The sequence below is a fragment of the Acidocella sp. C78 genome (assembly GCF_907164655.1).
This window is the reverse complement of the sequence record NZ_CAJQZK010000008.1, coordinates 17,620-27,607: the sequence shown is the minus strand read 5'-3', so window position 1 is coordinate 27,607 and position 9,988 is coordinate 17,620. Positions and strand designations below refer to the sequence as shown.

Here is a 9,988-nt window from a genome sequence, read left to right as displayed (position 1 = left end):
TCGCATCGACCAGCGGGATCTGGCGGAATTGTCCGGCCTGTCGCTGCCGACCATCCAGCGGATGGAGGCGAGCGAGGGGGTGATCCGCGGCAATGTCGACTCGCTGATGAAGCTGCTGGACGCGCTGGATCGGGCGGGGATCATCGTGATCCGGCCCGGCGATGTATCGGATGCCACTGGCGGGCGCGGCGTGCGCCTCAAGAGCGGGACGTGACGGCGGCGCTGCTGGTCTGCGCCCTGGCCTGGCTCGCGCTCGGCGCGGCGGGCGCCATTCTGTCCCGCCGCGATGCAGGGCGAATGGTTGTTTATGGCGGGTCGCTCGCCGTTTCACTGGTCGCACTTGCCATTGCCCTTGGCGCGCTCGGCGGCCGGGCACCGGGCGTCACCCTGCCGCTCGGCCTGCCGGGGATCGGCATGCGCTTCGCCGTCGATCCGCTATCGGCCGCGTTCCTCGTGCTGGTCGATCTCGGCGGTGCGGCCGCCAGTCTCTACGCGCTCGGCTACGGGCGGCACGAGGCCGAACCGTGGCGCGTGCTGCCCTTCTACCCGGTGTTTCTGGCGGCGATGAACCTTGTGGTGATCGCGGCCGACGCCTACGGGTTCCTGCTGTTCTGGGAGCTGATGTCGCTCGCCTCCTGGGCGCTGGTGATGGCGGACCACAAGCGGGCGGAGACGAGGCTGGCGGGGTTCGTCTATCTGCTGATGGCGAGCGCCGGCACGCTGATGCTGCTGCTCGCCTTCGGCCTGCTCGCCGGGCCGCGCGGGGCATACGCATTCGCCGCCATCATCGCCTCGCACAGACCGCAATGGACGGCTGATGTGGCGATGCTGCTGGCGCTGCTGGGGGCGGGGTCGAAGGCGGGGCTGATGCCGCTGCATGTCTGGCTGCCGCGCGCGCACCCCGCCGCACCGAGCCATGTCTCGGCGCTGATGAGCGGGGTGATGACGAAGGTGGTGGTCTATGCCTTCATCCGCATCGCCTTCGATCTCGCCGGGCCGGCCGCCTGGTGGTGGGGGCTCGTGGTGCTCGCGGCGGGGGCGGTTTCCGCCGTGCTCGGCGTGCTGCAGGCGCTGCTGGAAGACGATGTAAAGACCGTGCTCGCCTACAGCACGATCGAGAATATCGGACTGATCTTCGCGGGGCTGGGCCTTGCCCTCGCCTTCCGGGCCGATGGCCTGGCGCTGGCCGCGAGCCTCGCGCTCACCGCCGCCTTGTTCCACGCCTTCAACCACATGCTGTTCAAGAGCACGCTGTTCTTCGGCGCCGGCGCGATCCAGCACGGCGCCGGCACGCGGCGGCTTTCCGAGCTTGGCGGGCTGATCCACCGGATGCGGGTCAGCGCGGTGCCGATGCTGGTCGCGGCGATGGCGATCGCGGCCCTGCCGCCGCTGAACGGGTTCGCCTCGGAATGGCTCCTGTTGCAGGCGGTGCTGCTCAGCCCGTCGCTGCCGCAATTCGGGCTCAAGCTCGCGGTGCCGGCGGCCGGCGCGCTGCTGGCGCTGGCGGCGGCCTTTGCCAGCGCCTGTCTCGTCCGGCTTTACGGCATGGCCTATCTCGGCCGCCCCCGCAGCGCGGCCGCCGCCACGGCGCATGAGGCCGACGGGATCTCGCGCGCCGCGATGATCGGGCTCGCGTCGCTCTGCGTGATCTTCGGGCTGATGCCGGCGCTGGTGCTCGGCCATCTCGCCCCGGTGGTACGGGAACTGGCCGGGGTGTCGCTGCCGGCGCGGCCGGGCTGGAGCGGGCTCACACTGCTGCCGGTGCCGGCGCGGCAGAGTTCGTACGATCCGCTACTGATCGCGCTGTTCATCGCGGTGACCAGCGGTCTTGCGGCGCTGGGGCTGCATCGCTTCGGCTCGCGCGCCCTGCGCCGGGCGGTGCCCTGGGGTGCGGCTTTCTCACCGCGGGCGACGCGGCGCTGCCGGCGGGCACGCAATATTCGCCCGCGGGGTTCAGCCAGCCGATCCGCCGCGTGTTCGCGACATTGCTGTTCCGCGCCCGCGACGAGGTGGTGATGCCACCGCCGGGAGCGACCGCGCCCGCTCGCTTCGCCGCGCGCATAACCGATCCGGTGTGGGATGGCGGCGCGCTGGCGCTGGCCGCACTGATCAATCGCGCCGCCGACCGTGCCAACCGGCTGCAATTCCTGACCATACGGCGCTATCTCGCGATGGTGTTCGTCACACTACTGATCCTGCTCGCGACGGTGGCGCTATGGGCCTGATCGTGCATCTGGCCCTGCAGGCGCTGGAAATGGCGATCGCGCTGCTGGCGGCACCGCTGCTGACCGGCTTCGTGCGCAAGGTCAAGGCGCGGTTGCAGCGCCGCGCCGGGCCGCCGCTGCTGCAAGTTTATCGCGATCTCGCCCGGCTGGTGGCGAAGGAGGCGGTGGTGCCGGAGGACTCCTCATGGCTATTCCGCGTCTCCCCTTACGTGATCTTCGCCGCCACCTGGGTCGCCGCGGCGCTGGTGCCGGAATTCGCGACCAATCTGCAATTCTCATGGTCGGGCGACCTGATCGTGATCGCAGCCCTGCTCGGCAGCGCGCGCTTTTTCCAGATGCTGGCGGCACTCGATTCCGGCACCGCCTTTGGCGGCATCGGCGCGAGCCGGGAGGCGATGCTCGCCTCGCTCGCCGAACCGGCGATGCTGATGATCGTCTTCACCGTCGCCCTCGTCGCCGGCACCAGCCAGCTTTCGGCGATCGCCACCTTCATGCATTCCGGCGCCGAGGGGCTCAGGCTGTCGCTCGCGCTCGGCCTGGTCGCGCTGGTGATGGTGGGGCTGACCGAGACGGGGCGATTCCCGGTCGACAATCCGGCGACGCATCTGGAGCTGACCATGGTGCATGAGGCGATGGTGCTGGAATATTCCGGGCGGCACCTCGCGCTGATCGAGCTGGCCGGGGCGATGCGGCTGCTGCTCTACATGTCGCTGATCGCCTGCATCTTCGCGCCCTTCGGCATCGCGCCGCCGGGTGCCGGGCCCGCTGCCCTCGCGCTGGGGCTTGCGAGCTATGCCGGCAAGCTGGGCTTCGGCGCGGTGGCGCTGGCCGGGTTCGAGACGACGATCGCCAAGATGCGGGTCTTCCGGATTCCGAATTTCGTCGGCGCGGCGCTGATGCTCGGCCTGCTCGGCACGCTGCTGCTGTTCATGTCGGCCTCGCTGTGACGCTGATGCTCGCCCCCTTCACCCCCGGCGCCACCGCCTTCGGCCTTGCCCATGTGCTGGCGGGCGCGCTGGTGCTGGTCAGCCTGATGATGCTGTATCAGGACCGGCTGCCCGCACTCGTCAATGTGCTGGCGCTGCACGCGGCCCTGCTCGGTATCGCGGTCGGCTGGCAGGCCTGGTTGCAGCGCGCACCGGAACTCTACATCACCGCGGCGATCGCGATCGGGTTCAAGGCGGTGGCGATTCCGCTGGCGCTGCACCGGATCATCGAGCGGCTCGACATCCATCGCGAGGTCGAGACGGTGGGCGGGATCAGCCTGACGATGCTGGCCGGGATCGGCCTCGTCGCGCTGTCGCTGCTGGTGATGCTGCGCACCGCCGCCCAGGCCGACGCGCTGGCGCGGGAGGATCTCGCACTCGCGCTGTCGGTCATCCTGATCGGCATGCTGATGATGGTCACACGGCGCAACGCGGTGAGCCAGATCGCCGGGTTCATGATGCTGGAGAACGGGCTGATCCTCGCCGCCGCGGGTGCCGAGGGCATGCCGCTGGTGGTGGAGATCAGCGTCGCCTTCTCGATCCTGATCGCCTTCATCGTGATCGGCGTGTTCCTGTTCCGCATCCGCGAGCGGTTCGACACGGTGGACAGCGCGGCGCTGGACGCGTTCCGGGGAGAATTGCAATGACCGGGGCGGGCGCCGCCTTCGCCGCGGTGATTGGCACCCTCGCCATTCCGGGCGGCGCCATGCTGCTGCTCGCCTTCATACCCTCATGGCGGCTGGCCGCGCGGCTGAACGCGCTGGCGAGTTTCGCGACGGTTGCCGCCGCCGCCGTGCTGCTGTTCCGCCAGCCGGCGCCGGACGGGCTGTTCCTGGTCGATGGGCTGAACATCGCCTTCCTGCTGCTGAACGGTCTGGTCGGCTTCACCACCAGCCTGTTCAGCGCGAGCTATATCGGCCACGAGATCGACACCGGCCGCCTCGCGCCGCATCACCTGCGGCTCTATCACGCGATGTATCAGGCGATGATGCTTGGGATGAATCTCGCGCTGGTCAGCAACAATCTCGGGCTGATGTGGTTCGGCGTCGAACTCGCCACGCTGTCGACGGTGATGATGGTGGGGCTTTACCGCACGCCGGCGGCGATCGAGGCATCGTGGAAATATCTCATCCTCGGCAGTGTGGGCATCGCGCTCGCGCTGTTCGGCACGATCCTGGTCTATCTCGCGGCCCAGCCGGCGCTGGGCGGCGGAATGAAGGCGATGCAGTGGACCGGCCTGCTCCGCCATGCCGCCGCGCTCGACCCCGCGCTGCTCGATGTCGGCTTCGTGTTCCTGCTGATCGGCTATGGCACCAAATCCGGGCTGGTGCCGATGCACGCCTGGCTGCCCGACGCTCATGCCGAGGGACCGACGCCGATTTCGGCCGTGCTGTCCGGCCTGTTGCTGAACGTGGCGCTCTATGCGCTGCTGCGCTTCAAGATCCTGCTCGCCGCCAGCCATGCGAGCATCGCCGCCGGGAGACTGATGGAGGGGTTCGGCCTCGTCACGCTGTTCTTCGCCGCCATCATGCTCTACCGCAGGCGCGACATCAAACGCCTGTTCGCCTATTCCTCGATCGAGCACATGGGCATCATCACCTTCGCCTTCGGCATTGGCGGGCCGATCGGCAATCTCGCCGGGCTGTTGCAGATGGCGATGCACAGTCTGACCAAGTCGGCAATCTTCTTCGCGGTCGGGCATGTGGCGCAGGCCAAGGGGACGCAGAAAATCGCCGAGATCGGCGGACTGACGGCGAGCCACCCCTTTCTCGGCTGGACACTCGTGGCCGGCATCGCGGCGATTGCGGGCCTGCCGCCCTTCGGCATCTTCACCTCCGAATTCCTGCTGATCACCTCGACCTTCGCCCGCGCCCCGCTGCTCGCGGTGCTGCTCGGCCTCGGCATCCTGCTCGCCTTCGGCGCGCTGCTGCTGCGGATGACCGGGCTTTGCTTCGGCGCGCCGAGCCCGGGCGACGCACCGAGTTCCGCCGCCGCGACGCCGCTGCTGCTGCATCTCGCGCTCGTGCTCGCCGTCGGCATCGCGCTGCCGGGATTTCTGTATGACTGGTTCGCCCATGCCGCTGCCCTGCTCGGCTGACGCGCCGCTTATGGTCGATGCCGCCGGATGGCGCGCCGCCGGCGCTTCGCTCGCCGCGGGGGCGCGGGTGCTGGTCGCGGTCTGGGCGACAGGAGATGACGCGGGTTCGCGCGTTCATCTCGCGACACGGCGGCCGGATGGGAGCGATCTCGCGGTGATCGCGCTGCGCGCGGAGGACGGCACCTATCCCTCGATCGGACAATATCATCCGGGGGCGATCCTGATGGAGCGGGCCTTGCAGGATGCGAGCGGGCTGCGCGCCGAAGGACTGCCCGATCCTCGCCCTTGGCTCGACCATGAGCGGGATTTCGCGTTCCTGCCCGCCGAGGGCGAGGGGCTGCACCGGATTCCGGTGGGGCCGATCCATGCCGGGACGATCGAGCCGGGGCATTTCCGCTTCACGGTGAACGGCGAGACGATCGTGCGGCTGGAGGCGCGGCTGGGCTACACGCGCAAGGGCACGCTCGGGCTGATGCAGGGCAGCGCGCCCGATGCCGCGGTGCGGCTGGCCGGGCGGGTTTCCGGCGATTCGACCGTGGCCTATGCGTGGGCCTTTTCGCGGGCGGTGGAGGCGGCGCGCGAGGTTGCCGTGCCGCCACGAGCCTCCGCCCTGCGCGGGGTGATGGCGGAACTCGAACGTCTCGCCAATCATGCCGGCGATTTCGGGGCGATCTGCAACGATGCCGGATTCCCGCTGATCAACGCCCATGCCGGCGCGCTGCGCGAGACGATCCTGCGCCAGGCCGATGCCTGTTTCGGCCACCGGCTGATGATGGACCGCATTGTCCCCGGCGGCGTTGCCGCCGATCTGGCGCCCGTGGCCGCCGCGTCCCTGCGGGCCGAGCTGCCGGCGTGGCTCGGGCGGTTCGAGAGGCTGGTCGAACTCTATGGCAAGACCGCCTCGTTGCAGGACCGGGTGGTCGGCGCGGGGCGGCTCGCTCCCGATCTCGCCCGCCGCCTTGGCTGCGGCGGCTATGTCGGCCGCGCCGCGGGGCAGGATTTCGACGCCCGGCGCGATGCGCCCTACCCGCCCTATGACCGCCACGCGCCCGCCGTGCCGTCGCTCTCGGCCGGTGACGTCGATGCGCGGGCGCGGATCAGGATCGCCGAGATCCGCGCCAGCGCCGCGCTGATCGGCGACATGCTCGACGCGTTGCCGGAGGGCGGCATTCGTGCGGCGCTGCCGGAAAGCGGCGGCGAGGCATTCGGCTGCGCGCTGGCGGAAGGGTTCAGGGGCGATATCTTCGCCGCGGTGCGGCTGTGCGGCCCGGTGGTGGCGGATGCGTTCCTGCGCGATCCGTCGTGGTTTCTCTGGCCGGCGCTGGAAGCGGCGATCGAGGGCAACATCGTCGCCGACTTCCCGCTCTGCAACAAGAGCTTCAATGCCGCCTATTCGGGGTGCGACCTGTAATGCGCAGAACGCTTTTCGAGAGCCTCCATCGCGGCACCCTGACCGAGCCGGCTCCGCCGCACGACACCGAGACCGCCGCGCTGGTCGCGGAACTCGACCGCGCAGCGCTGCGGCGGCTTGGAAGGTCGCTGGCGATCCGCGCGGTGGATGCGGGATCGTGCAACGGGTGCGAGCTGGAAATCATCGCCCTCGGCAACGTGCTCTACGATCTGGAGCGGTTCGGGCTGAAACTGGTCGCCTCGCCGCGCCATGCGGATGTGCTGCTGGTCACCGGCCCGATGACGCGGAACATGAGCGCCGCGACGCGGCTGGCCTATGAGGCGATGCCGGCGCCGAAATTCGTCGTCGCCGTGGGCGATTGCGGGCGCGATGGCGGGGTGTTCGCGGCGAGCCCGGACTGCCTCGGGGGCACGGCGTCGGTCCTGCCGGTCACGCTCACGATTCCGGGCTGCCCGCCGCCGCCCGCTATGCTGCTGCGCGGGCTGATCGGCCTGCTGGGGTAGCGGTTCGGCAACCGCGCGGCAGTCGTTTCAGCCGTGGCCGCCGGTCTCGATCGAGAGCAGGTCCTGCATGTCGGTCGCGTGCTCGCTTTCCTCTTCGAGGATGTTGGCGAGCATCAGCGCGGTGACCTGGTCGTGCGGCTCGAAATGGTCGATCATCCGGCGATAGAGGCCGATCACCTCGCGCTCGGCGGCGAGGTTCTGTTCGACGAGGCCGGCGAGATCCGCCCTGGTGCCGAATTCGCCGAAGCGGGTCTCGAGCCCGTGCGGGGAGAAATCCGGCGTGCCGCCGAGTTCGCGGATGCGCTGGGCGATGGCGACCATGTGGCGGCGCTCGTCATTCGCCTGTTCCTGGAACTCGGCGCCGATGCGCGGCTGTTTCAGCCCGGCCAGCGAGACCGACATCATGGTGTAGCGCCAGACGCAGAGAATCTCGGCGGTCAGCGCGCTTTGCAGCAGGACAAGCGCGGGGTCGGCACCCGCCGCGTGTTCCTCGCGGAACGCGCCCTGCATCTGCGCCGATACGGCGCGCACGTCGTTGAGGAAGGCGTTCGGCGCTGCATGTTCGACCTGGTCCATCACGCTGTCCACTCCGCTGATCGCCGCCTCGCTGCGGCGGCCTCATGATGACAGAATGGGGACGCCGACTCAACGCGCGCGACGACCGCGCGCGAGTTCGGTGACGATGCCATGCAGCGTGCGCAATTCCTGTTCCGTCACCTCGCCGCGCTGGAAGAAATGGCGGATGTTGCGCACCATGCCGGGGCGCTTCTGCTCGTTGCGCAGGAACCCGGCCTCGTCGCATTCGGCGATCAGGTGGGTGAGGAAGTTTTCCAGCTCGCCCTTGGTCGCGACATGGGTCTTGTGGGTTTGCAACGTGCGGACCGGCGCGGCCTCGCCGGCGATCCACCATTCATAGGCCATCACCATCACCGCCTGCGCGAGGTTGAGGGACATGAAGCGCGGGTTGAGCGGGTAGCGGATCAGGCTGTCGGCGCAGGCGATGTCGTCATTGTCGAGGCCGGCGCGCTCGGGGCCGAACAGGATGCCGCATTTGAGGCCGCGGGCGCCGACCTCGCGCAGTTCTGCGGCGGCACCGCGGGCGGTGAGCAGCGGCTTGACGATGTGGCGCGGGCGCGGACAGGTGGCGAAGACGCGGTGCAGGTCGGCCACCGCATCGGCCACCGTGTCATGCACCGTCGCGGCTTCAAGGATGCGGTAGGCGCCGGAGGCGGTGCGCATCGCCCGGTCCTGCGGCCAGCCGTCGCGCGGGGCGACGAGGCGGAGATGGAACAGCCCGCCATTGCCCATCGCCCGCGCGACCGAGCCGATATTCTCGGCCAGCTGCGGGCGCACCAGGATGATGACGGGGGACGGGTCGATCGGCGCGAGATCGGCGCCTTCGTCGCGACCGGTCACGCGCGCCGCCAGGTGGTGCCGCCGGGACCGTCCTCGAGCAGGATGCCGGCGGCCGCGAGTTCGGCGCGGATTGCGTCGGCGCGGGCGAAATCCTTGTTCCTCCGCGCGGCGAGGCGTTCGGCGATCAGCGCGTCGATCCGCGCATCGTCGGCCACATCGCCGCGGAACCACTGGCCGGCCGTCTGGTTGAAAATGCCGATCAGCTCGCCGGCGGCGCGCAGGCTTGCGGCGCTGGCGGCATTGCCCTGCATCGCCGCGTCGGCCAGCGCATGAAGTTCGGCGATGGCGCCGGGCGTGTTCAGATCATCCGCCAGCGCCTCGATGAAGGCGGCGGGCGGTGTGGCGGCGGGCGCGGGGTCGGCGTGTTTTTCCAGTGCGCGGTAGAACCGGTCGAGCTCCCGCTTGGCCTCGGCCAGCGCGGCGGTGGAAAAGTCGAGCACGCCGCGATACTGCGTCTTGAGCAGCAGGAAGCGCACCGCCTCGCCTGGCGCCTCGCCCAGCACGTCCTGCACGGTGCGGAAATTGCCGAGGGATTTCGACATTTTCTGCCCGTTCACCTGCAACATGCCGGCATGCACCCAGACGCGGGCGAGTTCCGAGCCGGGAAAGGCGCAGCAGGACTGGGCGATCTCGTTCTCATGATGCGGGAAGATGAGGTCAGCACCGCCGCCATGGATGTCGATCGTCTCGCCGAGCGTGGCGTGGATCATCGCCGAGCATTCGATGTGCCAGCCCGGCCGGCCGCTTCCCCAGGGGCTGTCCCAGCCCGGCAGGTCGGGCGGCGAGGGTTTCCAGAGCACGAAATCGCCCGGATCGCGCTTGTATGTGGCGACATCCACCCGCGCGCCGGCCAGCAGCTCCTCGGGCGAGCGGCCGGAGAACTTGCCGTATTGCGCGTCTGTCGCGACGGCGAACAGGACATGGCCCTCGGCGGCATAGGCGTGGCCGCGGGCGATCAGGCGCTCGATCAGGGCGATGATATCGCCGATATGGCCGGTTGCGCGCGGCTCGATATCGGGTGGCGTGCAATACAACGCCGCCATGTCGTTATGAAACCAGCTTGTGGTCCGCGCGGTGATCTCGCCGATCGGCTCGCCGGTTTCGGCGGCGCGGGCGTTGATCTTGTCATCGATGTCGGTGATGTTCCGCACATAGGTGACGCGCGGAAACAGGTGGCGCAGCAGGCGGACCAGCGTGTCGAACACCACCACGGTGCGCGCATTGCCGAGATGCGCCCGGTCATAGACCGTGGGACCGCAGACATAGAGCTTCACATGCGCGGGATCGGCAGGGACGAAGGGCTCGCGCCGGCGTGTTTTCGTGTTGTGCAGCTTGATCTGGATCATGGC

Annotated in this window: 11 protein-coding genes; 8 read left to right on the top strand and 3 right to left on the bottom strand. The window is 69.3% G+C overall.

Features of this window, described 5'->3' with window-relative positions:
• Positions 1-28 precede the first annotated feature (28 nt).
• The 8 genes from ACIDOCELLA78_RS000000103030 to ACIDOCELLA78_RS000000102995 are packed head-to-tail and all read left to right on the top strand — an operon-like array spanning position 29 to position 7,223.
• Positions 29-214 carry a transcriptional regulator gene (locus tag ACIDOCELLA78_RS000000103030; RefSeq protein ID WP_374223242.1) on the top strand — a complete coding sequence of 62 codons (186 nt, stop codon included), beginning with the start codon at positions 29-31 and terminating at the stop codon, positions 212-214.
• On the top strand, positions 211-2,016 hold the full coding sequence (gene hyfB / locus ACIDOCELLA78_RS000000103025) for a hydrogenase 4 subunit B (RefSeq protein WP_249675563.1): 1,806 nt from the start codon (positions 211-213) through the stop codon (positions 2,014-2,016). Before ACIDOCELLA78_RS000000103030 ends, hyfB begins: the two co-directional genes overlap by 4 nt.
• A complete protein-coding gene (locus ACIDOCELLA78_RS000000103020) occupies positions 1,974-2,225 on the top strand; it encodes a hypothetical protein (protein WP_249675559.1) in 252 nt (83 codons plus the stop codon). The genes hyfB and ACIDOCELLA78_RS000000103020 overlap by 43 nt, the downstream gene beginning before the upstream one ends.
• Positions 2,216-3,172 carry a respiratory chain complex I subunit 1 family protein gene (locus ACIDOCELLA78_RS000000103015; protein WP_201728326.1) on the top strand — a complete coding sequence of 319 codons (957 nt, stop codon included), beginning with the start codon at positions 2,216-2,218 and terminating at the stop codon, positions 3,170-3,172. The genes ACIDOCELLA78_RS000000103020 and ACIDOCELLA78_RS000000103015 overlap by 10 nt, the downstream gene beginning before the upstream one ends.
• Before the next feature lie 5 nt (positions 3,173-3,177).
• Positions 3,178-3,858: a hydrogenase-4 component E gene (locus ACIDOCELLA78_RS000000103010; protein WP_201728381.1), complete on the top strand. Its 681-nt coding sequence runs from the start codon at positions 3,178-3,180 to the stop codon at positions 3,856-3,858.
• Positions 3,855-5,309, top strand: coding sequence for a hydrogenase 4 subunit F (locus ACIDOCELLA78_RS000000103005; protein ID WP_201728325.1), 1,455 nt, complete (start codon positions 3,855-3,857; stop codon positions 5,307-5,309). Before ACIDOCELLA78_RS000000103010 ends, ACIDOCELLA78_RS000000103005 begins: the two co-directional genes overlap by 4 nt.
• A complete protein-coding gene (locus ACIDOCELLA78_RS000000103000; protein ID WP_201728324.1) occupies positions 5,272-6,720 on the top strand; it encodes an NADH-quinone oxidoreductase subunit C in 1,449 nt (482 codons plus the stop codon). Before ACIDOCELLA78_RS000000103005 ends, ACIDOCELLA78_RS000000103000 begins: the two co-directional genes overlap by 38 nt.
• Positions 6,720-7,223, top strand: coding sequence for an NADH-quinone oxidoreductase subunit B family protein (locus ACIDOCELLA78_RS000000102995; RefSeq protein WP_201728323.1), 504 nt, complete (start codon positions 6,720-6,722; stop codon positions 7,221-7,223). Before ACIDOCELLA78_RS000000103000 ends, ACIDOCELLA78_RS000000102995 begins: the two co-directional genes overlap by 1 nt.
• Before the next feature lie 27 nt (positions 7,224-7,250).
• On the opposite strand, the gene ACIDOCELLA78_RS000000102990 is transcribed toward ACIDOCELLA78_RS000000102995, so the two are convergent.
• The 3 genes from ACIDOCELLA78_RS000000102990 to cysS form a co-directional block, all read right to left on the bottom strand.
• Positions 7,251-7,799: a bacterioferritin gene (locus tag ACIDOCELLA78_RS000000102990; protein ID WP_249675557.1), complete on the bottom strand. Its 549-nt coding sequence runs from the start codon at positions 7,797-7,799 to the stop codon at positions 7,251-7,253.
• A 69-nt stretch (positions 7,800-7,868) separates the two neighbouring features.
• Positions 7,869-8,639: an RNA methyltransferase gene (locus ACIDOCELLA78_RS000000102985; protein ID WP_201728321.1), complete on the bottom strand. Its 771-nt coding sequence runs from the start codon at positions 8,637-8,639 to the stop codon at positions 7,869-7,871.
• Positions 8,636-9,985 (bottom strand): cysteine--tRNA ligase, encoded by a 1,350-nt coding sequence (cysS, locus tag ACIDOCELLA78_RS000000102980; protein ID WP_201728320.1) that lies wholly within the window; start codon positions 9,983-9,985, stop codon positions 8,636-8,638. Before cysS ends, ACIDOCELLA78_RS000000102985 begins: the two co-directional genes overlap by 4 nt.
• Positions 9,986-9,988 lie beyond the last annotated feature (3 nt).